Annotated in this window: 21 protein-coding genes; 1 reads left to right on the plus strand and 20 read right to left on the minus strand. The window is 63.9% G+C overall.

What is annotated here, in order from left to right; genetic code table 11:
- Window positions 1-10: 10 nt before the first annotated feature.
- From IPF85_RS04690 to IPF85_RS04785, 20 genes are all read right to left on the minus strand, one after another.
- Window positions 11-3,175, minus strand: coding sequence for an FAD-dependent oxidoreductase (locus IPF85_RS04690; RefSeq protein ID WP_343406905.1), 3,165 nt, complete (start codon window positions 3,173-3,175; stop codon window positions 11-13).
- 25 nt (window positions 3,176-3,200) lie between these two features.
- The gene (locus tag IPF85_RS04695) at window positions 3,201-3,674 is read right to left on the minus strand and encodes a ferritin family protein (RefSeq protein ID WP_343406906.1); all 474 of its coding nucleotides are present in this window, start codon (window positions 3,672-3,674) and stop codon (window positions 3,201-3,203) included.
- Window positions 3,675-3,743: 69 nt separating this feature from the next.
- Window positions 3,744-4,607, minus strand: a complete 864-nt coding sequence (locus IPF85_RS04700) for a hypothetical protein (protein ID WP_343406907.1) — start codon at window positions 4,605-4,607, stop codon at window positions 3,744-3,746.
- A 294-nt stretch (window positions 4,608-4,901) separates the two neighbouring features.
- Window positions 4,902-6,077, minus strand: coding sequence for a hypothetical protein (locus IPF85_RS04705; RefSeq protein ID WP_343406908.1), 1,176 nt, complete (start codon window positions 6,075-6,077; stop codon window positions 4,902-4,904).
- 430 nt (window positions 6,078-6,507) lie between these two features.
- Window positions 6,508-7,521 carry an RHS repeat-associated core domain-containing protein gene (locus tag IPF85_RS04710; RefSeq protein ID WP_343406909.1) on the minus strand — a complete coding sequence of 338 codons (1,014 nt, stop codon included), beginning with the start codon at window positions 7,519-7,521 and terminating at the stop codon, window positions 6,508-6,510.
- On the minus strand, window positions 7,518-10,526 hold the full coding sequence (locus tag IPF85_RS04715) for a hypothetical protein (protein WP_343406910.1): 3,009 nt from the start codon (window positions 10,524-10,526) through the stop codon (window positions 7,518-7,520). The genes IPF85_RS04710 and IPF85_RS04715 overlap by 4 nt, the downstream gene beginning before the upstream one ends.
- Before the next feature lie 62 nt (window positions 10,527-10,588).
- Window positions 10,589-11,332 (minus strand): hypothetical protein, encoded by a 744-nt coding sequence (locus tag IPF85_RS04720; RefSeq protein ID WP_343406911.1) that lies wholly within the window; start codon window positions 11,330-11,332, stop codon window positions 10,589-10,591.
- Complete coding sequence (locus IPF85_RS04725; RefSeq protein ID WP_343406912.1) at window positions 11,308-11,910, minus strand: hypothetical protein; 603 nt, start codon at window positions 11,908-11,910, stop codon at window positions 11,308-11,310. Before IPF85_RS04725 ends, IPF85_RS04720 begins: the two co-directional genes overlap by 25 nt.
- 178 nt (window positions 11,911-12,088) lie before the next feature.
- A complete protein-coding gene (locus IPF85_RS04730; RefSeq protein WP_343406913.1) occupies window positions 12,089-12,472 on the minus strand; it encodes a (2Fe-2S) ferredoxin domain-containing protein in 384 nt (127 codons plus the stop codon).
- Window positions 12,429-13,007, minus strand: a complete 579-nt coding sequence (locus IPF85_RS04735) for an ATP-binding protein (protein WP_343406914.1) — start codon at window positions 13,005-13,007, stop codon at window positions 12,429-12,431. Before IPF85_RS04735 ends, IPF85_RS04730 begins: the two co-directional genes overlap by 44 nt.
- 41 nt (window positions 13,008-13,048) lie before the next feature.
- A complete protein-coding gene (locus IPF85_RS04740) occupies window positions 13,049-13,516 on the minus strand; it encodes an NAD(P)H-dependent oxidoreductase subunit E (RefSeq protein WP_343406915.1) in 468 nt (155 codons plus the stop codon).
- Window positions 13,517-13,672: 156 nt separating this feature from the next.
- Window positions 13,673-14,494: a PHP domain-containing protein gene (locus tag IPF85_RS04745; RefSeq protein WP_343406916.1), complete on the minus strand. Its 822-nt coding sequence runs from the start codon at window positions 14,492-14,494 to the stop codon at window positions 13,673-13,675.
- Entirely contained in the window at window positions 14,491-14,832 is a 342-nt protein-coding gene (locus IPF85_RS04750) for a DRTGG domain-containing protein (protein ID WP_343406917.1), read from the minus strand. The genes IPF85_RS04745 and IPF85_RS04750 overlap by 4 nt, the downstream gene beginning before the upstream one ends.
- 34 nt (window positions 14,833-14,866) lie before the next feature.
- A complete protein-coding gene (locus IPF85_RS04755) occupies window positions 14,867-15,826 on the minus strand; it encodes a CBS domain-containing protein (protein ID WP_343406918.1) in 960 nt (319 codons plus the stop codon).
- Window positions 15,826-16,200 carry a DRTGG domain-containing protein gene (locus IPF85_RS04760; protein ID WP_343406919.1) on the minus strand — a complete coding sequence of 125 codons (375 nt, stop codon included), beginning with the start codon at window positions 16,198-16,200 and terminating at the stop codon, window positions 15,826-15,828. The genes IPF85_RS04755 and IPF85_RS04760 overlap by 1 nt, the downstream gene beginning before the upstream one ends.
- Window positions 16,201-16,312: 112 nt before the next feature.
- Entirely contained in the window at window positions 16,313-16,783 is a 471-nt protein-coding gene (locus IPF85_RS04765; protein WP_343406920.1) for a universal stress protein, read from the minus strand.
- Window positions 16,784-17,427: 644 nt separating this feature from the next.
- A complete protein-coding gene (locus IPF85_RS04770) occupies window positions 17,428-18,882 on the minus strand; it encodes an LCP family protein (protein WP_343407032.1) in 1,455 nt (484 codons plus the stop codon).
- A 269-nt stretch (window positions 18,883-19,151) separates the two neighbouring features.
- On the minus strand, window positions 19,152-21,413 hold the full coding sequence (locus tag IPF85_RS04775) for a hypothetical protein (RefSeq protein WP_343406921.1): 2,262 nt from the start codon (window positions 21,411-21,413) through the stop codon (window positions 19,152-19,154).
- 74 nt (window positions 21,414-21,487) lie between these two features.
- Entirely contained in the window at window positions 21,488-22,723 is a 1,236-nt protein-coding gene (locus tag IPF85_RS04780) for an exonuclease SbcCD subunit D (RefSeq protein ID WP_343406922.1), read from the minus strand.
- 129 nt (window positions 22,724-22,852) lie between these two features.
- Window positions 22,853-23,899 (minus strand): SAM-dependent methyltransferase, encoded by a 1,047-nt coding sequence (locus IPF85_RS04785; protein WP_343406923.1) that lies wholly within the window; start codon window positions 23,897-23,899, stop codon window positions 22,853-22,855.
- On the opposite strand from IPF85_RS04785, the gene tilS reads away from it, so the two are divergent.
- Complete coding sequence (tilS, locus tag IPF85_RS04790) at window positions 23,873-25,540, plus strand: tRNA lysidine(34) synthetase TilS (RefSeq protein WP_343406924.1); 1,668 nt, start codon at window positions 23,873-23,875, stop codon at window positions 25,538-25,540. The two genes, IPF85_RS04785 and tilS, sit on opposite strands and share 27 nt — an antisense overlap.
- Window positions 25,541-25,563 lie beyond the last annotated feature (23 nt).

Genomic DNA, 25,563 nt, shown 5'->3' on the forward strand with positions numbered 1-25,563 from the left:
GTCCTTGTGTCTAAGCGAACTCACGTTTTGGCACAGGCAGCTTCATGCGCTGCAGCCACTCCAAATCGCAGCGCAGGCAGCGGGCCGCTTCAGCCTGCGCAGTAGCCAGATCAAAGCCGGTCTCCACTTCCTGGAAGGCGTCGCCCTGCAGGCGGCGGGCGACCGGAATCAACGGGATCAGCGGGCGCTCGGCGTCGGTGTAATCATCCAGGTTGACCGTCTGCGCAAAATCGTGGCGCTTCGCCTGGATGATCGGCCGCACCGCCTGGCCGGTTTGCAGCCAGTGATCCACCACCTGCGCCACCTGGTTGCCCTGCGCCACCGCGCCGACGACCGTGGCCGGGCCGCTGACGGCATCGCCGCAGGCAAACACGCCGGGCCGCGTGGTCTGGAACGCGTCATCAGTCTTGAGCACGCTGTTCCAGTTGGTTTGCACGCTGCTGTCGTCCGCAGGCATCCAGTCGAAGTCGGTGGTCTGCCCGATGGCCGGCACCAGCATGTCCAACGCCAGGTCGAAGTCTGCGCCTTCGATGGCCTTGGGCCGGCGGCGCCCGCCCTCATCGAACTCGGCCAGCCGCTGCGGCCGCAGGCACACCCCGGTGACCTGGCCGTCGCCCAGCACAGAAACCGGGTTGACCAGAAAATGGAACTGCACGCCCTCCGCGTGCGCGGCATGGATCTCTTCCTTGTGCGCGGGCATGTCCTCCTCGGTGCGCCGGTAGATGACATGCACCTCGGCCGCGCCCAGGCGCCAGGCTGAGCGCGCCACGTCAATCGCCACATCGCCGCCGCCGACGATGCCGATGCGCTTACCGGCCACGTCCGGCGCATGACCCAGCGCAATCTCCCGCAGGAATGTCACGCCGTGGTAGACGCCGGTCTTGTCCTCGCCGGGGATTTGCAGCTTGCGGCTCTTGTGGCTGCCCAGGGCCAGGACAACCGCGTCGAAGGGCGGCAGGGTGGTGACGCCGCGGCCGCTGCCGTTGCTGGCGCTGGTGTCCGCCTGAACCTTGACCCCGCTCGTCTGCAGATCGCCCAGGCTGAAATCACGGCCCAGGGCCATGTTGGTGTAAATCTCCACGCCGGCGCGCTTGATGTTCTCGATCTCAGAGAAGAGCGGCGCACGCGGCAGGCGATAGGCGGGGATGCCGTAGGTCATCATGCCGCCCGGCTGCGGCAGCGCCTCGAAGACGCTGACGCGGTAGCCCTGCTGGGCCAGGCGCAGCGCAGCCGTCAGACCGCCAGGGCCGGCGCCCACCACCGCAATGCGCTTGCGCTGCGGCGGCCGGTAGATGGGCGGGGTCCAGGGCTGCTCGTATTCCTGGTCGGCCATGAAGCGTTTGACCATGCGGATGGCGATGGGGGTGTCAATCTGGCCGCGGCGGCACTTGTGTTCGCAGAAGGCCGGGCAGACGCGGCCGCAGATCAGCGCGAAGGGGTTGGACTCACGGTGAATCTCCAGCCCTTCGGCGTAACGTCCCTGCGCGACCAGGGCCAGGTAGGCCGGGGTATCCACCTGCGCGGGGCAGGCGTTGACGCAGCCGGCGCGCACCAGCGGCTGGCAGGCGCCGGCCGGGCAGCGCTTCTCCTCGATGTGCGCGATGTACTCATCCAGGAAGTAGCGCATGGTGCTCAGCACCGGCGATGGCGTCAGTTGGCCCAGACCGCACAGCGAACCGGTGCGCATGCCGGTTGCCAGCTCCTTGATCAGCTCCAGGTCGGCCATCGTGCCTTTGCCCTCGGTGATGCGGGTCAGCACTTCCAACATGCGCGTGCCGCCGATGCGGCAGGGGATGCACTTGCCGCAGCTCTCGGCCGCGGAGAAGGTCAGGAAGAACTTGGAGAACTCCACCATGCAGGTGTCTTCGTCCACCACGATCATGCCGCCCGACCCCATCGTCGCGCCGGCCGCGGTCAGGCTGTCATAGTCCACCGGCGTGTTGAGGTGCGTGGCCGGCAGACAGCCGCCCAGCGGGCCGCCGGTTTGCACCGCCTTGAACTTCTTGCCGTTGGGAATGCCGCCGCCCACGTCGTAGACGATCTCGCCCAGGGTGATGCCCATCGGCACCTCGACCAGGCCGGTGTTGTTGACCTTACCGGTGAGGGCAAAGACCTTGGTCCCCTTACTCTTCTCGGTGCCGATGCTGGCAAACCACTTGGCGCCGTTGGAGATGATTTGCGGCACATTGGCCCACGTTTCCACATTGTTGATATTCGTGGGCTTGCCCCACAGGCCGGAGACGGCCGGGAACGGTGGCCGCGGCCGTGGCTCCCCGCGGCGTCCCTCGATGGAGGCCATCAGCGCGGTCTCCTCGCCGCAGACGAACGCGCCCGCGCCCTCTTTCACGGTCATGTCGAAGGAGAAATCGCTCTCCAGGATGCGTTCGCCTAACAGGCCCAGCTCATGCGCCTGGGCAATCGCCTGCGTGAGGCGCTTGACCGCCAGCGGATATTCGGCGCGGCAGTAGATGTAACCGTGCGTGGCGCCAATCGCGTACGCGCCGATGATCATGCCTTCGATCACGCTGTGCGGGTCGCCCTCCAGGATCGAGCGGTCCATGAACGCGCCGGGGTCGCCCTCGTCCGCGTTGCAGATGACGTATTTGACATTGCCGGGCGCCTTGTAGCAGAACTCCCACTTCAGGCCGGCCAGGAAACCGGCGCCGCCGCGCCCGCGCAAGCCGCTGTCCTTCATCTCGCGCAGCACATCTTCCTGGCTCATGCTGGTCAACGCTTTGCCCAGCGCCTCATAGCCGCCGCGCGCAATGTACTCCTCGATGCTGTCGGGGTCAATCATGCCGCAGTTGCGCAGGGCGATGCGGAGTTGTTTGCCGTAGAATGGAATGTCCTTGTAGAAGGGCAGCGCGGCCTGGTCCTTCGGCTCATGGTAGGTCAGGCGTTCGACCACGCGTCCCTTGAGCAAGGTCTCTTCCACCAGCTCTGGCACATCGGCCGGCTGCACCTGCGTGTAGAAGATGCCTTCAGGGTAGATCATCATCACCGGGCCCATGGCGCAAAAGCCGCGGCAGCCCGTGGGTACCACCTCGATCTCACGCGCCAGGCCCTGGCGGGCGATTTCGGCCTGCAAGTTGTCTACCAGCTCGTGCGCGTTGGAGGCAGTGCAGCCGGTGCCGCCGCACACAAGAATGTTGGCTCGAAAATTGTTTGTTGCCATCGGTTTCAGGCGCTCCTGGTCATAGTCAAAAGGCTTTGTAGACAGCCTTTTCATACGTGCTTTCCACGTTGTACTTGTGCTGCATCTCTTCACTGGCGAGCATTTCGAACAGGCCGCGCGCAAGGGGGTCATCCACGAGTTTCGCCATCGCCTGGTAGAACTCGGCCGCGGCCTTCTCACGCTGCATCGCCACCACCATCACATCCTGCGTATCGGCATCAGGCCCCAACTGCCGCGGCGCCAGGGTTTCGGCCAGCTTGAGGTCGGGAATGTTGCCGCGTTCACTGCGGCTGCGCCGGATGGCCCAGCGGATGTTGGTGGTGCGCAGACTCTCCAGCTTTTCGACATGGCTGCGTTCCTCGGCCGCCAGTTCCTCCAACCGCGCCTTGACATGGCCGTTACGCGCCACCAGCGCCGCGTTGGTGTAAAGCTGCACCGACTCCTCTTCAAATCGAATCGCCCGCTCAACGATCTCCTGGATTGGTGGTAACTCAGTCATTGTGTTTTCTCCTCCATGCAGTCTCGAACGCCTCGCTTTCACCGCGAAACTGGATTCTTGCCCGCTCTCTCATGGAATTGCACCAGCTTCTCTCAACGCATTCTCCAGGGCATCGAGGGTGGTGGCGCCCGCGGCGCCTCGCGCCATCCACTGTCGCAGCCCAGCCGCCAGCCGATCGTACTCCGTCGTGTCGCCCACAGTCGCGCCGCCAATGGTCTCCTTGACACGGTTGCTATCGCCGTCGTACACGTAGCTGGCGGTGACGCCGCCGCTCATGCCGGTCAGCCGGTTCTCAGCATCGTAGGTCAGAGTCACGTCCTGGCTGCCGTTGATACGCCGCGTCGCGTTGCCGTTGGCGTCGTACCAATACTTCTGCACCCCGCCGATGTGGGTCACCGCGTGCTTGTGCGCACTGTTCTGGTAGGTCAAGGCCGCGCCCTCGAAGCTCGTGATGTTGCCCGCATTGCTGTAGGCATAGCTGCGTTGAGTGTAGCCGCCGTAGGTGGTCGAGCCGCTGGCCTGGGCTGTGCTCAGCCGATCCAGGGTGTCGTAGCTGAAGCTCTGCGTCTGGCTCCCGCCATAGGCCGCCGCATCGCTGATCTTCAGCACGTTGCCCACGTCGTCGTAGGTGTAGCTGATGTTCTGCAGATTGGTGTAGGGATCGGCGTTGCCAGCCTGCAAGCTCGCCAGGCTCAAGAACGGCTGTGGCTGATTCGTGTCGGTGACCGATGGCCGTGGCCGCGCCAAAGTCCGCTGCGTCGCGTCAGCCGCGCGCGAGCCAGGCTTGCTCAGTGGCATCGCCGCCGCTGTCGTTGAAAACAGCAGACTGCCGATGACCAGCAGATGCATGGCGACCAGCAGTCGCGCGCCGCCACGCCTCTGCGCTGAACGCCTGCCAGGCTGACAAACGAACGGGGAAGGTAACGATCTCAAGGCAACGGACTCCTTCTCGACTTTCAACATGATGCCATCGCGCACACCTGAGAGCGACTTGGGCCTCTGGTGACGCCCGAAATAGATCAAAAACGAATGCTAAGGGGCCGTCATGAAATAAGCATTTCATCTGTGCCCCGTGGGCAAGCGTGGGACCTGCAACACCTATTGTATGACGGCCCCTAACCTTGCACGGCCGGCTCGATGCGTCCCACCACCCACTTCGCCGCGTGGCGTTGCCCCTTCGACTGCGCTCAGGGCAGGCGTTGGTGTCGTACTAGTGCCCCAGCAAGGTCAGGGCAGCCACAGCGTTGCTGTTGGTGCCCAGTGCTGCGTCAGTTGTTGCGGCTCGCTACCGTCCGCGTTGGCCAGAAACAAACACGTCCCGTTCGGTTTACACGAACCTGCGTAGATAAACTTGCTCGCATCTGGTGACCAGGCGAACCTGGTAGGTCCATTATCCAGGGGTAGGCGAGTCAAACCAGTACCGTCAGGATTGATGAGGTAACCGCCAAAATCGAAGAACTGGTCACCTTCAAATACAATCTTATCTCCGCGCGGCGACCAACGCGGCCGAGAGTGTTGTCCCTCGTCAGGTTCGCTTGGCAGATGGGTGATTTGCTGTAACTGAAAATCACTCAGGCGCAAGACAAAGATCACTGGCAGCCTTGTATCACCATACGCTGACATAACCAGCCGGGTGCCATCTGGGGACCACGAAACCTGGTGTGGCCCTAAGTCATGCTGTCGCGCTTCGCTCATCAACAATTGTTGCTGAGATCCATCTGGCTTCATCTCGTACAACAAGTGTCTACCATAGCTGTAGGGCCCAAGATCCTGGCGCGTAAAAATGATTTTGTCGCCTTCCAGCGACCAAGCGGGAGAAGAATCCTTGCCTGGGTCTGTGGTGAGACGCACGAAACGTTCCGGTGGGCACCCCCCCTCAATCGCTACGCACTCTGCAATGTCCAGGACGTAGATGTCTCCCGTTTCCAATGTTGTTGTGGTGTCGTATTTCCTGTAAACAAAGGCTATTTTATTACCATCCGGAGAAGCTGTCAGATCCCAAGAGCCAGCAACCTCAAATCCGTCTGGAACGTTTGTTAACCGGACACTCTCGCGTTCACAGGTACCTGCTCGCTGCACACAGCTTGCATTGACAATAGACAGATTACCACCATGTTCAAATACGAAACGACCACTCAATGGCGCTAGAGATGGCGTGGCGATAGAGAGAGCAAGATCGCTCGTCGGTGTGACGGAAGCCGCCTTTGTTGGGGTGGCGGGCGCAATGGTTGGCGCTTGGGTATCCCGGCCAGCGGCAGTCGGCGTCTCTGTGGGTCGACCAGAAGACGATGTTAACGCTGGCGGTGGTGTAGAGGGAACACATGCCCCCATGAGCAAGATCGTAGTAAGAAGCAGTAGCCAGCGGCTGAACTGCCAGTCAGATACGGAAAATCGCATGTTCACATATAGATCCCTTCGTTCACTTGGCCATCACGGCTATGGTACGATATAGGCTTGAGGATGCGCATTCGATCCCCAAATCCAGTCTGGTTGCTCAAAGTCAATCCCCATATAGATGTCTATTTGATTAGCGGACAAACCGTATCCTGTGTCGAGTGGAGTAACGATCAATACATTACCGTCGGGTTTCCCCCCAAACGGATTTTTTGGTGGGTTGTCGCCGGGGGGGGGGGGGGGCCGGGGGGGGGGCCCCCCCCCCCCCCCATGTCGGGGGGGGGGGGGGGGGTCGCGGCGGGGGCCCGCGGGGGGGGTTTTTCTCCCGCCCCGCGCCCCCCTTCTTTTTTTGGGGGGGGGGGGGGCCCGGGCGGGCGGGGAGGGGGTTACCGTGTTTTTGGGGGGGCCCGGGGGGGGGGGGGGGGGGGGGGGGGGGGTTTTATTTTTTTCCCGGGTCGCCCGGGGGCCCCCCGGGGGGGGGGGGGGGGGGGGGGGGGGGGCGCCCCGGCGGGCCCGCGGGGCGGGGGGGGGGGGGGGGGGGGGGGGGGGGGGGGGGGGGGGGGGGGGGGGGGGGGGGGGGGGGGGGGGGGGGGCGGGGGGGGGGGGTTTTTGGGGGGGGTGGTGGCGCGGCATTTGTGGGATCCCAAACGGCAGTGGTTAGAGGATTGGGGGGGGGGGGCCATGTTTTTCGACAATCCGCGTCTTCACATTCTCGGTGGCCTGAGGGATCCACGAAACGTAGAGGATTATTGGCCGCGTAGGCGTACCTGTTGAGATTTTGCGGATCTCCCGGATTAGACACGATCGTATCGGCCTGAATGAACCGCCCGACGGTCGGATCATACCACCGGGTGTTGTAGAACAGCAAACCGCTGCCGCCATCCTTGCGCTGACCCGTGAAATTGAACGACGTCGGCGTTGTACCAACGACGTGACGTCCCCCGCCCCAGGGATAATAGCGCAGCTCCGTGTTCGTGTTGAGCCGGTTGCCGCTGCTGTCCAGTGTCAACGCAGTCGAACCGAGATGGTCGCCCAGCAGATAGTAGAGCGTGCCGCCGCTGCTCTCGGCCACGCGCACATTGCCCGCATAGTAATACTTCTTGACCGTCCCGTTGTCTACTTCGTAAGTGTTGCCCACGAAGACCCGCGTGACGCCGCCGATGGTCTCTTTGACCCGGTTGCCGTCCCCATCATAGACGTAGCTGGAGGTCACGCCGCCGCTCATCGCCGTCAGCCGGTTCTCAGCGTCGTAGGTCAGAGTCACGTCCTGGCTGCCGCTGATGCGCCGCGTGGCGTTGCCGTTGGCGTCGTACCAATACTTCTGCACGCCGCCGACGTGCGTCAGGGCGTGCTTGTGCGCCGCGTTCTGGTAGGTGAACGCGCCCCTGACCAGGTGGTGATGTTCCCGGCGTTGTCGAAGGCATAGCTGCGCTGGCGTAGGTGTAGCCGTCACTGATGGCGGTGCCGCCGCTTGGCCCAGGCTGTGCTCAAGCGATCCAGTGTATCATACGTGAACTTCTGCGTCTGGCTGCCGCCATAGGCCGCGGCATCGGCGATCGTGAGCACGTTGCCGACATCATCGTAGGTATAACTGATGTTCTGCAGATTGGTGTAGGGATCGGCGTTGCCAGCCTTCGACGTCACCAGGCGGAAGTTCTCGGCCGCAGTGTAGGTGTAGCTCTGCTTGACGATGCCCGTCGTGCTGCCCAGCCGCCGTTGCGTCACCTGCCCCAGCGCATTGTAGTCGGCGCCCCCGACGTAAGTAGCGCTGCCGATAACCGTGTTCAGCAGTCCCTGGGCGGTGTAGGTGAAGCTGACCTGCTCGCCGATCTGCCCGCCGTTGCCGCCCGGGTATTTCTGCCACATCGGCCGATCCGCCGAGTCATACCCCCACTGCGTCACGAACGTGCCGCCGCCCGTGCCGTTGATGACCCGGCTTTCCTGCGTCACCCGCCCGCGGGCGTCATAGGTCCAGGCCACGCGGTTGTTGAGCGCACCGCCCGCATTGTAGATATCAGCCTGCGTCCGCCGCCCCAGCCCATTCGTGCCCCCGTCGTAGAGATATGCGACCAGCAAGCCGTTCGTTCCATAGGTCGCTGGCTTTGTTGCAGGGCAACTCTGATCGTTGCGGTAGTGCTTGCCCACCAGCCGGTTGTGCGAGTCGTAGTAGAAGCAAATCTGTTGCCCCCGCGCATCCGCCTGCCGCTTGAGGTTGCCTGCCCCATCGTACGCATAGCTCCATGCGCCCATGTCCGGGTCGCTCATGCTCGTCTTGCGCCCCAGTAGATCGTACCCGATCGTCGTCACCGCCCCGTCCGGCCCGGTCATCTGCGTCAGCCGGTCGGCCACGTCGTAGCTATAGCTGGCCTGCCCGTAGACCGTCGCACCCCAATTCGGCGCAGCCCCTGCTGCCAATGTCAGATCGTACTGCTTGACGCTCACCAGCCGCCCAAAAGCATCGCTCTCCGAGATCGCCTGATGGTTCGCCGCATCAATCACGGCCGTCTGCCGCTTATGGTAGTAGGTGCGCATCGTCGTGCCGTCCGCCTGCACCACCTGGATCACCCGCCCTAACCCGTCATAGGCGGTTTGCGTGCTGACCAGGCTACCCCAGTTGCTCACCGGCTCGTAGGTCCCCAGCCCAACGGTCAGGGTGTAGGGCACGCTCTGCTGCACCACCAGCCCCAGCGCGTTGTAGCGTGAGCTGACCACGCTCGACGCCTCTCCTTCCGCCTCCACCTGCAGCGCCTGCCCCAGGCCATCGTAGAAGTTGTAGTCGTAACGCAGACCGTCGCCCGGACCGTCGTCGCGCAGCCAATGCTCGATCTTGAACGGCTGGTTAACGCCGGCCATATCGGTGTAGGTGTAACGCTCGCTGGCGCCCTCGCTGAAAGTCACGTTGGGCCGACGCAGGCTGGCCACACGCCCGAACGCATCATAGGTGTAGCGCATCGCCGCCCCGTTGGCGTCGGTCTCCTTCTGCAACTGGCCCTTCAGCCCCACGCCACCTGCCTCGGCGTTGATGCCGTAGTAGGCATAGCTGGTGGTCAAAGTCATCCCGCCCAGGCTCGCAGTCGGCATCACGGTCACGCTCGTCGCATAGGTGGCGAAGGTGGTATCGTAACTGGTGCTGGCAACCGTGCCGTTGGCTGCGGTTTCGCTGACCAGGTTGCCCGTCGCCGCATCATAGCCGTAGAGCGCCGGCCGCAGCCAATCACTCGCGCTGGCGCTGGCGCACACCTTCGCCTGCCAAACCTCCCTCAGAAGACCCTGCGTAGGCGGCGCCTGGTGTTGGTCGAAGCCAGTGGTATCGTAGATGCGTCGCGTCTGGCCCCGGCACACATTGCCCGCGTCCCACAGCTTCTCCTGACCCAGCCGGTTCACGATGTACTTGCCGGCGCCGGTGTCCACTTTGGGATAATACCAGCGCTCCGTGCTGCGATAGAGCGTCGTGCTGTCGCTGTACTCCTTGATCCGCGTCAAATTGCCGGCTTGCACATTGCCCTGGTGGTCAGGCTCGTAGAGGTACTCGGTCTTGCGCGTCACGGGGTTGGCCCCGTCCTTGTCGTAGGTCGTTTGCAGTTCATGGCCCAGGTAAACGAACTGCGCGCCGCCATAGACGCCCACCGTGGTTCCGCTCCAGGTGCGCACCCGCTCCGTCTGCTTCTGGTTCCCGCTCGTGCCTATCTGCCGAATCTCCTTGCCGCGGAACCCCTCGCCGGCACTCGCATCCTGATACTGATAACTGGCCCAATGGCCGGTTCCCAGGCTGGAGGGCAGTGTCTCCGTGACATAGCGATAACCCGCGGCGTCAATCTTGCCGACGTAGCTGTAGCTCCAGGTGTTCGCCTGCCCTGTCACGGTGTCGGTGACGGTGCGGGTGGCAATGACGTTGTCTGCTCCATACCCCAGGCGCACGCTGCCCCCGTAGCCGTTGTTCATCTGCTGCACCTGGCTACGTGTGTTGCTGAAAGTCGTCGCCGGCAGGCAATTGCTCAGAGCATCGTCGCTGCAACGCTGAATGCTGCGCAAGGCGTACAGACGCCGGTCGGCCACGCCGTCGTCGAAGAAATCATACCCCAGCTTGTAGGCCGCGACCAAGCTGTCCCCCTGCTTCACCTTCACCGCGGTCAGCAAGCGCGTGGTGTAGTGCGCCCAGGCGCCGGTGTCGGCCGGGTCGCTCAGCGCGGCATCGGTGCGTGTGATGGCGTAGGTGAAGTCAATCACACTCTGATCGCTCCCGTTGTTGGGATTGTAGCTGATGCGCACCAGATTCAGCTGCGACAGGTAAGTGACGGTCTCCTCGCCGCCTGCGCCGCCGTTGGCGCATGGCGAGCTGATGCGCACGCCGCGTACGCGATCGCCATAGTTGCCTGCGTGGCTATTGACATCCACCGGGTCTACCGGCAGGGCCGTATCGTATGTGTAGTTGATGCGGTTGCCCACCGGGTCCAGCACATACTGCAGCGCCCACTTGTCGCCGCGCTGCTGCCAGGTTGTGCCGCTGCAAAACCAGTCACTCAGCGCACGCTCGAAGTGATAGCGCGTGCCATCCGGCGCATAGGCATCCGCCCCTGTGCCAGCGTACAGGATGCGCCATGTGGGCGCTTCCTTCCAGGTACCGCGCCGCCGGAGCCTGCCTCGCTAAATGCCGCGCCCGCCACACGCCAGGTGTTCGGCGCACTGCCCATCAACCACGGTGTACCGTAGATGAAGCTGTCCGCGCTCAGCTTCCAGCCCGCACCCACGACCGAACTGTGGCCGCCATCTTCCGACCGGCTGCGACTGTTGAACTGCAGCGCCACGTCCGGCGTCAGCCCACCCCGCCCCGGTGGCAGACTGAGCGGGTAATCGTAGCTGGCTGAGCCGCTGAACAGGTCGTTCTGCCAGCCGCGCAGACTGGGCATGATCTCAGGGGCGAAGTTGTTGCCTTCCGCCGTCTGCGATAGGTGCGGCACAACAGCCACCAAGGCTCCTTCCATGGCATCCCAGGTCGTCGGCAGCATCTCCCATGCGCCCGTGTCCGCCGCGGCCACGAACAAGCGCCCGCCGACCGGCTCGCCCTCCGGGTAGTACACGGTCAAGGTCACTGGCTGGCTGAAGGTGTGGATCTCGTCGCCGCTCCGCCCGCGCACCACGAACTCATGGCTGCGCTGCACATTTCCCGGCGCATTGACCGGTCGTCCCAACGACCGCGCCCACACCATCACCGTTTCCGCCACTGCACCGGGCGCAAAGGTCAGCGTAACCCGCCCCTCCTCCACGTTACACTGCCGCCCTCCGGCCCGATACGCGTGGCCTGCGCGGCCGGGGGCAGCACATGCACCCCGGCCTCGGCGCTGGCGGCTGACCGTCCGTCAGCCAGGCGCAGTTCTGCCCGCACCGTCACCACATCCCCCACCCGCCGACCGCTCAGCCGCGCGGGCACGGTCGCCGCATAGGCGTCGCCCGCCGGCAATGCGGAGATGACCCAGGTCAGGCGGCGGGTGGCTGCATCGTACACCAGGGGAGGCGGTACTTCGGCCGGCGTCACCAGCAACCCGTCAGGCAGATCCGCCTGAAACGTGATACCCTCCACCACCTGGCGGTCGAGATTCATCACCTCCCAACGCAGCAGCACCCGCTCCCCGGCCGCGGCCGCCTCCGGACTGACCGTGGCCGCCAGGCTCAAGAACGGCTGTAGCTGGTTCGTGTCTGTTGCCGATGGCCGTGTGCGCGCCAAAGTCCGCTGCGTCGCGTCAACCGCGCGCGAGCCAGGCTTGCTCAGTGGCATCGCCGCCGCTGTCGTTGAAAACAGCAGACTGGCGATGACCAGCAGGTGCATGGCGACCAGTAGCCGCACGCCGCCACGCCTCTGCGCTGAACGCCTGCCAGGCTGACAAACGAACGGGGAAGGTAACGATCTCAAGGCAACGGACTCCTTCTCAACTTTCACCATGTGCCATGGCGCACACCTGAGAGCCATTTGGGCCCCTGGTTGCGCGAAAGTTACGCCAGAAAACAATGTATTTTCCCGATGCTTAACCTTGCACAGCCGGTTCGATGCGGCCCACGACCCACTCCTCGATGACCGCGCCCTTGATCAGATGCTCCTCGATCAGCCGGGGCACCATGGCCGGCAGCACATTGCCATACGTAACGCGCGGCTGGTTGGCCTGCTGAATGTCCACCAACGGCTCACGGGCGCACATGCCAATGCAGCCCACCGTGGCGACGTGCGCATCTATGTCGCGACCGGCCAACTCGTCCAGGATGGCGCGCATGGTGTCGCGCGCGCCGGCCGCGATGCCGCAGGTGCCCATGCCCACCGTAATCGTCGTGCCGGTGTCCAGGCGTATCTTCAAGGTCTGCTGCGCCTCCTCACGGATGCGCTTCAGATCCTCCAGTGTCTTCAGCTTTGCCATAGATTGCTCTTTCCCCTTCGGCCAGATAGTCGGCCAGCCACTGTTGCACCGCCGGGTGCGTCAGGGGAACCTCTCCCAGTTCCCCGCGCAGCTCGGCGCTGTCTATGCTAAATCGGTTGGCATCCACGACGTGCGTGTACACCATGTCGAACGCCTCGCTCCCCAACAGGACCGCCAGCAGCGTGGCCGGCATATCTCCCAACGGCGCCCGATCCCAATGACTCAACTGAAAGGTCAGCGTGACGGCCGTTCCCTGCCCCGGCTGCGAAACGATCGCCAGGTCGCCGCCGGCCCGCTGCGCGGCCGCCGCCGCCAGCGGAAGTCCCAGCCCCACGTGACGCGTGCGCCGCGTCGTGAAGAACGGGTCGGTCACTCGCCCGATCGTGGCGGCGTCCATGCCCCGGCCGTTATCCGCGATGCAAATCGTCATGCGGTCGGCCGCGCACCTCTCTTCGATCGTCACGCTGACCCGGCTGGCGCCCGCCTCACGAGCGTTTTGCACCAGGTCCAGGATGTGCAAAGATAGTTCGCGCACAGTGGTTGATCTCTATATGTGGCGTAAGCTGCCAGCTTGCGCTACGCCAATCCCTGCACTTGTTTGACCATCTGCGCAGGGGTCAGGCGGCCCACCACCCGCTCATCCACCACGGCCACCGGCGCCAGGCCGCAGGAGCCGAGGCAATAGACCACCTCGAATGTGACCCGGAAATCGTCGGTGGTTTGGCTGGGGATGATCTTGAGGGTGTTGCCCAGTTCGTCAATGATCCTGGCCGCGCCTTTGACGTGGCAGGCGGTGCCGTCGCACACGCGCACGATGTGACGCCCACGGGGGTGCAAATAGAACTGCGAATAGAACGTGGCGACGCCGTAGATCTTGCTCAACGGCGTGCCGGTGCGCTCGGAGATGACGTCCAGCACCGGCGCGGGCAAATAGCCGTATTCATCCTGCGCATGCTGCAAAATGGGGATGAGCGCGCCTTTCTGATCGGCGTATTCGGCCAAAATCGGTTCTAACAGGCTCAAATCAACGGATGGCTGTGCCATGTGGGCATTCCTCTCCAATCAAGATCAATCGTTTTCTGATCGTGCAGGGCAGCCTGCCGGTCCATGTTGACACGCTGCGATTATAGCGCGGCGACCGGCCGCACCCTATGACAAAAGTCATATCCTCAAGTCAATTTGTGCAATTTGGCACAAACCTCAACCAATGTCAATGGCAAGCCGCGCCGGGCAGCGCAGCGCCGCGGCCAGTTCCGGGATGGTGAGCGCGGTCAGGCGAACCCGTGTGCGTCCGATCATTTCGTTCAGGCGGTGCGCGTCGCCGTTTTGCACCAGGGGCCAGGCGCCCAGCATGGGGAATTGCGCTCGCGCCTGCGCCGGGGTCAGACGGGCGGAGATTTCGAGCGCCGGCGCGGCGAGATCGGGCGGCACGAAGCCCAGGTTGGCAAGCAGGCTGAAACTGGGGCGATCCACATGGCAGGGAATGACCAGGCCGCCCAGCGCGTTGACCTGCGCGGTCGCCTCCTCGATGCTGAACGCGGTGGAGGTGAGCAGAAGGGGCGTGTGGTGACGGATGAACTCGCCCGTTGCGTCCACCACGAACTGCCCGCCGAAATGCTCCGGATCATTCATGAGCGGCGGCAGGCTGGCATCCACCCGCGCCTGCCAGGCGAAGGCGGCCGCGTTATTGTCGAACAGGCAGAGCAGGTGAACCTCCTCCCGCGTCTGCACCTCCATCCCCGGCCAGACCGTCAGCGGCGTGCCGGCCGCGGCCCGCTGCACCGCCTCGACGTTGTGCGTGGCGTTATGATCGGTCACTGCGATCAAGTCCAGCCCCAGCGCCAACGCCCGGCGCACGATCAGCGGCGGGATCATCTCCACCTCCGCGCAGGGCGACAGCACCGTGTGCAGATGCAAATCACAGCGAACCCAGCGCCCCTCAGACCCCCAATCGAAGATCAGAGATCCGAGATCAGAGATCGGGTACGTGGAAGACGGGAGTTGGCTGGTCTCCGCTCTCACTCCCCCCTCACCCCCATGCCCGCCAACTGCCCCACCACCGTGAATGTGCCGGCCGGGGTGCTGAACAGGGGGACATTCTCCTGTTCGGCGCGGGCCAGGGTTTCGGCGCTGATGGTCGCGCCCTCGGTGATGATGACGCCGGCCAGGTTGAGCAGGCTGGCCACCGCAACCACATTGGGGTGCGCCTGCAGCGTAACCCACAAGGCGCCCGCTTTTGCGGCCGCCATCACGCAGCTCAACAGGTCGGCCGCATAGCCGCTGAGCACCGGGCGGTCCAGCGAAGTCGTGGGGGTCATCAGGGTTAGTTTGAGTGCATCTGCGATTTCCTGCAATTGCATCTGATCTCTCCGTCATATCTCGCAAAACCAGGGGCTACGTGTGGTTGCCGACGAGGAAAACGGCGCGCAAGGTGGTGCCGCGTCCCAGGGCTGAGTCCATCTCGACCGAGTCACTGTAGCGCTTGATGTTGGTCAGCCCCATGCCGGCGCCAAAGCCCAACTCGCGCACCCAATCCAGCGCCGTGGTAAAGCCGGGTGCAAAGGCCATCTCGATATCGGCAATGCCAGGGCCGTCGTCCGCGGTGCTGAGGGTGATGCGATGGGGGCTGATCTCGACACGCAGCTCACCGCCGTGGGTGGCGTGGATGACCAGGTTCAGCTCGGCCTCGTAGGCGGTGATTGCCAGGCGCCGCACCAGGGCCGGATTGGCGCCCAGGCGTTCCAGCGCACGCTTGACCTTGCTGGACGCCTCGCCCCCGCGCGTAAAATCACGTGGAGCCACCTGATAGCGTAGCAGCAGGCTGGTCTCATCCGACACAATGTCATCGAAGATGTGGCTGGCGCGGTAGCGGCGCATCTCCTCGGCCTGGAGGCGGCGGTTGAGGGTGCGCAGCAGCCCGCGCGTGATGTCGCTGGCGGTGACGATGCCAACCAGGCTGCCGGCGTCGTCCAGCACCGGCAGGCGACCATAACCATGTTGGGCGAATAAATTGACCGCCTTGACGGCCCGGTCATCGGTGCGCACCGCCATCACCGTCGGCGTCATGTGATCGGCCACCCGGTCATCGGCGCGCTGGTTTGCCAATGCTTTGATCAGGTCCTGGATGCTGATGATGCCGAGCAGGCGCCCATCCGCGGGGTCCACCACCGGCGTGCCGGAGATGCGCCGTGTGCGCATGATCTCCATCAACTCGGCCAGGGGCGTGTCCGGGGTCACGGTGATCGGCGTGGCGGTCATCACCTCCTGCACGCGCAGCTCATAGACCAGTTCCTGCACGCGGGTCAGTTCGTCCCGTTCTGGGGCGGTGATAGTCGTGACGGCTGCGTTTGTCATCACGGCTGCTCAGGTCGAAAGTCGGCCAGGCGGTTGTTGGGCAATCCCGCCTGATAGAGGAGACCGCAGGCCTGGTACATGCTATAGTCGCACGCGATGAGCGGAATGTGTAGCTCGTCGGCCAGCTCGATCGTGGCTGACGGCGGCTGCTTGCCGCGCACGAAGACGATGGCGCCAACGTTGGCCATTTCAGCCGTGCGCACCACCTGCTGGTTGGTCAGCCCGGTGAACAGCAGGCTGTTGCCGTCCGTGGTGAAGGCCAGGACGTCGCTCATCAGGTCGGCGGCCCCGCCAGAGGTCAACTCCAGCTCTGGGTTGTCGGTGTTGTTGACAATGCGGCCGTTGAGGATACGGAGAATTTCGTGTAGTTGCATACAGTCTGATCGTTCCAATCGCTGGCTCAGGCCGGCGGCATGGCCGTGATCTCACGCGCGCGGATGAGCAGAACCAGTTCCCCCATACTTGGGGGCCAGGGGGCCCGTGATCTCACGCGCGGATGAGCAGAACCGGCACCGTGGCCTGGCGCAGCAGCTTATCGGCGACGCTGCCGAAGACCCAACGGTTGATGCCAGAACGGCCGTGGGTTGACATAACGATTAAGTCGGCTTGAACAGCGGCCGCCAGGGCCAGAACTTCTTCGGCCGGATGGCCGTAGCGGACATCAACATGGCAAGGGGCGCCCCAGTCATTGATCTGCGCGGCCACCTGTGTCAGGTACGCGCGCAGATCGAGCTCCAGTTGTTCCAGCTCACGTCGCGCCATGTCCAGGTGGTCTTGTGAAATGTAGAATGGGTAAAGGCTGACCATCGTGACGGAGCGGTCCTGCAGCAAGGGCGCGACCGACAGCAGATAGACATCAACCGGTTCAGGGCTGGCCGCAACCAGCGCCTGGACGTGTGGCAGCGCCTGCTCGGCAAATGCAGAGCCATCGAGCGGTACTAGAATATGGCGATACATAACCCCCTCCCTCGTCACCGATTATAGCGACACGGAGACGGCGATGCTATGATTGGGGTCATAGGGCAGAGAGAGCAGAGATCAGAGATCAGAGAGCAGAGATCAGAGAGCAGAGAGCAGAGAGCAGAGAGCAGAGAGCAGAGGGCAGAGATCAGCAGCAGTTCCAAATGTAGCCTGGTTTTTAACCACAGAGATCACAAAGAACGCAGAGAGGTTGCCGATTTGCGTCTGATCTGCCGTTTCTTTGTGTTCTCTGTGCTTTGTGGTTGAATGTGTGCTACATTTGGAACTGCTGAGAGATCAGAGGGCAGAGATCAGAGAACTCAGAGAGGAATGCTGAACGAGGACGATCTTTTGTGAAAACGCCGGGAATGCTGGCGATTTTCTGCGAAAACGCGTCACTACTCAGCCTGTCCCCGGCATCGGATGAATTCGACGCCTGATACCCCTGGAAACCCGCTGAAGCGGGTTGTGGACGGCATTTCGAACCTGCTTCAGCAGGTTTTCGCTATTTCAGCCGCCGATTTCAATCGGTGGCTGAAATCGGTGAGCGAAAGTGTGAGCCGCAGACTCTGGCCCGCACATCATTCGTCTTTCACGCACCTGATCTCCGATCTCTAATCTCCGGTCTCCACTCAGTATCCTTACTTGACGCCAGCTTTGGCTAGAATTTCCAGGGTTTCTGCACCGAGTACGAGCCGAATGTCCAGGTTGGCCTGGTCAGGCGGTGGATTGCGCACTTCGGAGGCGGTGACGTTGAAGATGGTTGCCAGTTGCCCCAGGGTGTAACGCTTATCGGTGTAGGTCATCAGGGTGGCGCGTGCGTAGGTCGAAACATCGGCGTCGCCCAGTTGCTCAACCACGAAGCCGAGCGATTGCAGCCAGGTGGCTGTGCGGCGCGCCAGGCCGGGCGTTTCGGTGCCGTTCAGGAGGATGATCCTGGCATTTTCGGTCGTCAGGCGTTGACGATCGAGGGTGACGGTTGTGGTGGGCGCCGTCGTGCCGGTGATGGGTTGACCGCCGGCGAGCGGGGGCGGCGTCCCTTCCGGCATCACGATTGGCGTGGCGAACAGGCGATCCACCACCGCGCGAATCTTGTCGCGATCGGGGATGAGAATCCACGCACCAGCTTCCGAATAGGTGCATTCGCCCAGGGAGCAATCAATGACAGCCTGCTCGATCTGATCGAAGTCCACCTGGCGCCCCAACTCGGCCAGGGCCAGCAGACGATCGAGCGGAAGGTCGGTCTGCACCGATTGGGCCAGGGAGCGCACCAGGCCGGGCAGATTGCGGATAAGGGTGGGCAGCATGCCCTGGCTGAGAATCTTGTTCTTGAGGGCCAGGATCACCTGCTGCTGGCGCCGGGCGCGGCCAAAGTCGTTATCAACGTGGCGCGTGCGCGCGTATTTCAGGGCCAGGGTGCCATCCATGTGCTGCAACCCCTTGGGGATGAACAGCGGATCGAACCCGTAGTCGTCACTGGGATAGGTTGGATCGTTCAGATCACGCGGTACATCAATGTCAAGGCCACCGACGTAATCAATGATCTCGCGGAAGCCTTCGAAGTTGAGGCGCACATAGTAATGAACCGGGTAACCGATCAGTTCGCTGACCGTTTGCTTGGCCAGCGCCGGCCCGCCGCCGGGATAGTCCTTGAGATCACCGATGCGGTGCGCGGTATTGATCTTGTTGTAGATCTCGTAGCCGGGAATCTTGACCCAGGTGTCGCGGGGAATCGAGAGCATGCCAACCTGACCGTGCGCAGGGTCAATGGTGATCAGCATCATGCTATCGGTCAGGCCGGGAATGGTCTGGGAAGGGCGTTGATCCACGCCCAGGATCAGGATGTTGACGCGTTCAAGTCGCGAGACATCCCAGGTTGGCGCCGGCTGCACGACAGACGCCGGTTCGTCGGGGCTGGGTGTCTGCACCGGATCCGACGCGCTGGATGCGCCATTTTGTCCCGGTAGCGGCAGATTGCTGAAGGTGATGGCCGGCAGCTGGGAGGTTTGGGCAATCACCTCGCGTGCCCAGTGGAAGAGTAGGAAGCCAGCGTAAACAAACGTGAACAGGAAAGCGGCCAGGAGCACAGTCAGCACCAAGCTGGCCCACCGTGAACTACGTGGGGCAGCCACAGGCCGCGGACGCATCGTACTCAGGCTATTGATCGTTTTCGATGTCGAACTCATGGCGGCGATTATAGCACACACGCACAAGGTACCCAAATGGCCGTCAGGAATTCCAAATGTGGTTGCTGAAGACATCTGGAGACATCTGGAATGAAGGTTTTAGCCGGTTATTGGGCACTTGAGAACCCTGTGGCAGACCGGCTGAAGCCTCGATTCCGGGTACAGTCACGGGAATGCGCCTAGCGCGGAATGTCCGCCCGATAGAGCGCGGTGCTGGTCAGCAGGAAGAAACGCGCGCCTGGCTCATCCACGAACAGGCTGCGTAAGCCGCGCAGTTTTTGTCCGTCCGCCTCGCGGAATTGGCGCGTGTAGACGCCGTTCTTGTCGAACTGGAAGATGCCGCCGTTGCCGGCTGCGCCCACGTAGAGGTTGCTCACCTCCACGCCGCCGTCAATGCCAACGAATAGCCCAACCGGCTCTTGCAGCGGGTCGGGGAGACCCTGCAGCGAGAATGGTTCGGCCTGACCGCTGCGGAATTTTTGCACGCTGCCATTGGCGAGCAAAATCCAGACGTTGCCATCAATACCCATGTCTACGGCGCCGGTCAGGTCAATCGGTGTTGTCGGCGGGAAGTATTGCTCTGGCGCCGAATCGTAGGCCAGGTCAGCGCCTGGGCGATACTTGAGAACCTGCTGGAGGGTGCTATCGAGCACATAGAAATTGCCCGCGTAGCTGGCAGTCAGGCGCGGGCCTTTCCACATATCGCGCATGGCCACCGGTCGCGCCTTCAGTTCCCACGGCGCACGGAATTCATACAGCATACCGGTGGCATCCAGCACGAGTAGGGTTGAATCGGTGCGCGGGCCAACCGGCGGCGCCCACACCATGTCAATCAATTCACCGACGACGAGTGAGCCAACCGACTGTCCTCGCGTCACGAGCGGGCCGCCGTCATTGGGCTGCAGACCGTCGCCCTGTTGGTTGAGCCGATAACGCTCCACGGTGTCGCGCCCGCGGTCGAGGATGAAAATATCGGCTCCATCCACCAGCACGCGTGCCAACTCGCGCCCGGTGCCCTCGAATTCCTTCAGCGGCGCCACCAGGTAGAGCGGCACGACCCGATTGACGCGATCCAGTTCGGCCCGGACACGCCCCTGCACATCTTGCGCCTCTAAGTTGCCCGGCTTGAGGGCCAGTGCATCGGTGATCTTCGTCTGGGCGGTGGTGAGCTGGGCACGCGCCTGCGTTTCATCCAGCGACGCCACGGCCGCGATGGTTGTCTGCGCTTCGTCCAGCAGCGATTGGAAGCGCTGTTCGCGATCACGCGCGCGCAGCACATACATCACCGCGACGATCGTCAGGATGATGATCGGAATAGCAATCGCCAGGATCAACGGCAGCCGCGAACGCGAGGCGGGTTGGGCGGGCGGACGCGGGCGTGGTGGACGCGCCGCGGCCGCCGGTGCTGCACTGGTCTTGGGAGCGGGCGCCATAGCGCCGGTGGGGGGCCGCGTGGCGCCGCTCTTGCCGGGGGTATCCGGCAGGACGCGTTTGATGAGCGTGCGCCCGGCTTCTATGAGGTTGCTGCCACCCGGCTGACGCGCGTCGGTGCGGCTCGGTTGGCGCGGCGCGGCGGTCGGCGGCGCGGTCACGGTGGGCGCAGCCAACTCGGCATCCTCCCACCAGGCATCTTCATCGGCCCAATCGGCGTTGCTGCTTTCCTCATCGTCTGTCACCAGGGGGATGACAAGAGGGCGTTCTGTCGTCGCTGCTGCCTTGCTGCTGGTTGCTGGCGCTGCTGTAGTCGGCTGGGTGCGTCCCGGCGACGGGGCTGCTGTACTGGCGCTCTCTTTGACCATGACGATCAGGGCCGTCAGGTGCGCATCTTCGGCTAGTTGCACCAGGTAATCGGTGATGGTGGTGAGCCTGGGGGCTGTGGCCGCGCTGGCCAGCGCTTCCAGGCCGGCCTGCGTGGCCCAGTCGCTCTCCAGCAGCAGAATGACGTTGCCTGGCTCGATGCGCGTGTGGTAGAGGTCAATCATCGGCGCATTGTCGTCGCCCAGCGCGTCCTGCGGCGGTTCGGCGTAGACCGGGAACATCTCAACGGTGGCCGGGTGCGTGACCATGACCGTGGCCGGGCCAGCCTGTGCCAGATAGACGTGATCCTGCCACAGCGCCACGCAGCTCATGCCGCCACGCCAGCGCTGATCTCCGCTGCGGCCGGCGTTAGCCTCGCTCAGCAGGCGGTGCCCCTGTGACACGGCCGTGTGCAGGATGTCGTCCACGTTGCCCGATGTGTTGTAATAGGTGGACTGCACCTCGCTGAGGACCTGACGGTAGAGCCGGCTGCGTCCATCCTGCGGGCCGGTTAACTCTAAGAGGAGGTACAGGTTGCCTTTGGCTTCGCCTGGCTCCACAGCGCGCACGTTGGGGGCGTGGTCGCGGCGCTGACCGCGGGCGACTTCTAACTGACCGATGGTTGTCTGCAAAACGGTGCTCATGGTTTACCTCCCCTGTACGGGCGGTCTGCGTGTTCATTCTGTCTGTGCTGACTGCCCGGCGGGCAGCCTTGGGCTTATGCTTCGGCTTGGATGATGGGCGCCGCCGCGTGCAGCAGGCGTTCGATGCGTTCCGGCGCCACTTGGCGATAAGTGAAGTAACGCTGTAGCGCGGCTTGCGGCGTTAGCTCTTCGATACTTCCGGTGTCGCCAGACAGACGCAGGCGTACACTGCGCCGGACATCGTGCGTCAAGGTTGCGACATGAAAGGCCGGCGCCAGCGCCTTGCTGATCTGTTGATCGTCAATGAACTTCTCGATCTCCGGCGTGGTGTGGATGATCAACTTGACCACCGCGTCCGTGATCGGTTGGCGCTCGATGGCGGCGATGATCGCGGCGGTCGGCTCGTCCGCGGGCGCTTCCACATTGATGCTGACAAACGGCCGGGCGTTGACCTTGTGAAAGCGCCAGTTTGCCCTCTGCCCTGGCTCACTGAGTTCGACCATGACAAAACCCTTGTCCTCGCCCGCCTCGCCGAAATCAATCCGTTCCAGGCTGCCGGGGTAGACGATGGGCGGATCCGCGTCCAGGCTTTGGTGCTTATGAATGTGCCCCATAGCCACGTAGCTGAGTAACGGATGGGCGACCAGGCTGCGCGGCAACGTCAGGTCATAGCCCAGCATCACGCTGCGCTCAGAGCCAAAGACCGCACCCTGCACGGTGCCGTGGGCCGTCATGATCGCGGGCAGATCGGGGCGCAGTTTGGCGAAGAGGGTGCTGAGCACTGTATCCAATTTGCCCAGCAGGGTCTGGTTGATTTCTTCCAGGCTCAGGCCGGTGTACTGGTCGCGGGTGAGCAGGGCGCTGCGCGTCACCCAGGGCAACGCCACCAGTTGCAGAGCGCCGTGCCGCGTCGTGATGGTGAACAGATCCGGTTTGCGGGCCACGATCACGCCGGGAACTTCGAGGGTATTGAAAATTTCCAGGCTGTGCGCCTGACTGCTGGCATTGGGCACGTCATGGTTGCCCACCAGGAGAAAGACCGGGATTTGATGGGTGACCGCCAGGTGATGAATACGCCGGGCAAATTCACGCTGGTAGGTTGGGCTGGGATCGCGTGTCTTGAACGCGTCGCCGGCGAAGAGAACCAGGTCAACCGGGCCGGGTCCCTCTTCCTGCACGGCGTAGGCGATCAGTTCATCGAACACGCGCAGGAAATCGAGCGCGCGCGTCGAAAGGCCGGTCTCAGGATCGAGGCGGCCATAGTTCTCAACACCCAGGTGCAGATCGGCGAAGTGTAAGACACGAATCATGTTACCATTTTACTACGATATGCAAAAAGCGTAAAGTAGCGGACGCGGTCAACCGCTATGCGTGGACGACCGCAAGAGTGCCGCCTGAGCAGTTACCCGCAAGAACAGAAAGATGTGCCTTGACAAGCCTTAGCGCTTGCCGGTCAGGGCGACGGTGACTTCCTGGCGGTTGTGGAAAAGCTGGCGCGCACCGAGCACGCGGTACGCGGCTTCGAGGCCCTTCAGTGCCCGCGCCACCAGGATTTCCGCGTGTTGTTCCGGCAGTTTGAGGGTGATGAAGCCCAGGCCCCCGCCTTGCAGCCAGGCGGCCGCACGCGTCATCACTTGCACCGAGGCCAGGGCGTCCATGCGCAGGTCATTGGTGATGACCACGAAGCGCTGCGTGCCCGGATCAAAATTTTGCACCAGGCCGCGCACATGGCGCACGCCGGGCATGTTCAGCAGGCGGCCGTCCAGGTCTGCCGGGTCAAGAGCGACGACATCGAGACCGTGCAGGCGCAGGATGCGTGTCCAGCCGCCGGGCGCCGCTCCCAGGTCGAGTGCGGCGCCGCGCGTGGGCAGTTCCAGTTTGAAGACGTCCAGCGCCTCCAGCAGCTTGAACTCGCTGCGGCTGATCTGTTCGCCCTCCTCACGGGCAAAGCGCATCTGGCCGCCCGACCAGGTGCTCAAATTCAGGCCGACCGGCGAGATCCCCAGGTAGGCTCGCTCCGCGGTGGCCGTCAGCGAGAGCACCTGGGCCGGCGCCCGCACATCGAGCGGCGCGCCGGTCAGCGTTTGCAGGAGGGCAGCCAGGCGCTGGTTGATATCAAAACGCGCCAGGGGCCAGGGGCCAGCGCCTACCAGGCGGCTCTGCACCGAAAAGGGGAGGTCAGCGTCCAGCCGCGCCGCCAGCGGCCTGGCGACATCTTCCAGACGGCTGAGGCCCGGCTCACCGCCCAGGAGCGGCGCCACCGCATGCACAGGGTGTACGTGCCGTACCCAGATGGGCGGCGCGTGTTGCCAGGCCGGCAGCAGGGTCTGCATCGGATCGGTCACCGCGACCAGCAGCGTGCCAGGTTCCAGCCGGCGCACCACCTCGGCGCCCGCGGCGGCGCGGCGCACCTCCGCGACAGCGGCTGCCTCCGAAGCAGGCGCCGCTGAGAGAATCACATGATCCGCAGTGTGGGTATTTTCCATGCCCGGATTGTACTCTGCCTGCAGGCTGGCTGCAAACCGTGCGTGGCTGGCGCCGCGCTGACTTGCCGCCGCCCGCTGCGCGGTGTTACAATAGCTGCTATGATGGATGTGCAGGCGGCCGTGGCCGCAGCGATCAGCGCCTCAGCGCTGTTCGACCCGGACGAGTTGCTGGTGGTGGGCGTCTCAGGCGGCGCTGATTCGCTGTGCCTGCTGCACGTCCTTTGCGCTCTGCCGCCTGCGTTTGCGCCGCGCGTTCATGTCGCTCACCTGCACCATGGCCTGCGGGGCGCGGAGGCCGATGCCGACGCGGCCTTTGTCGCCGGCCTGGCCGCGGCCTGGCGCCTGCCCTGCAGCGTCGGTCAGGCCGATGTCGGTGCGCAGGCGCGCGGCGCCGGTCTTTCGCTGGAAGAAGCCGGCCGCCGCGCCCGCTACACCTTTCTGGGCACGGTTGCGCAGTCTGTTGGCGCCCGCACCGTGGCCGTGGCGCACAACGCCGATGACCAGGTAGAAACCATCCTCATGCACTTCTTGCGCGGCAGCGGTTTGTCCGGCCTGCGCGGCATGTTGCCGCTCAGCCCGCTGCCCCGGCCGCCCTGGGGGCGCGCGGTGGTAGATCGCCCACTGGAGACACGGGCCGGCGCGCCGGCTGCTGTGGACTTGCGCCTGGCGCGCCCCTTGCTTGACGTTCCCCGGCCGGACATCGAAGCGTACTGCCGCGAACACGGTTTGACGCCGCGCGTCGATCGCACCAATCTCGATGTCACCCTCTTCCGCAATCGCCTGCGCCATGAACTGCTGCCTTTGCTGGAAACCTATAACCCCGGCGTGCGCGCGGCCCTGCGGCGATCGGCGCAGGTGGTCAGCGATGAACAGCAGGTGCTGCGCGAGCTGCTGGCGACCCTCTGGCCGCAGGTGGTTACGCACAGCGACGCCGGCGCGGTCACGTTCGCGTTGGCGCCCTGGCGCCAGTTGCAGGTGGCCTGGCAGCGCAGCCTGCTGCGCGAGGCCATCCACCGTCTGCGGCCCGGCCTGCGCGATGTCGGCTTCGAGCATGTGGAGCGGGCGCGCCGCCTGCTCATCAGCCCCGCCTGCGCCACCGGTCATCGTGTAACCCTGCCGCGCGGGCTGGTACTGACGGTCGGCTATGCCTCGTTCACGCTGGCGGATGGCCAGGCCCGGCCGGATGATCACGCCGGGCCACAGTTGCTTGTACCCGCACTGCCGGTCGCTGTGCCGGGCGTGACCTGCCTGCCGGCAAGCGGTTGGCGGCTTGAGGCCGAGATGCGGCGGCCGACTGAGTTGCCGCTCGCCTGGCGAACAGAGCCGCAGCCCTGGCGCGCCTTTCTCGACGCCGATGTGGTTGGCCCGGCGCCGTTTCTGCGCGCACGCCAGCCGGGCGATTGGTTGTACCCGCTCGGCCTGGGCGGTCACCGCACCTCCCTCAATGCCTTCATGATCAATCACAAGCTGCCGGCCGCGCTGCGCTCCCGCTGGCCGTTGTTGGTCGGCGCACAGGGCATCGCCTGGCTTTGCGGCCTGCGCCCAGACGAGCGCGCACGGGTGCAGCCGGGCACGCAGCGGGTGCTGTGCCTGACCTGGCGCTACCTGCCTGCGGAGACCTTGTTTGAGCACGGGGAATAGGACGAGGATGACGAGGAGATGAA

It is taken from the genome of Candidatus Amarolinea dominans (genome assembly GCF_016704685.1).
Classification (GTDB): Bacteria; Chloroflexota; Anaerolineae; order SSC4; family Amarolineaceae; genus Amarolinea; species Amarolinea dominans.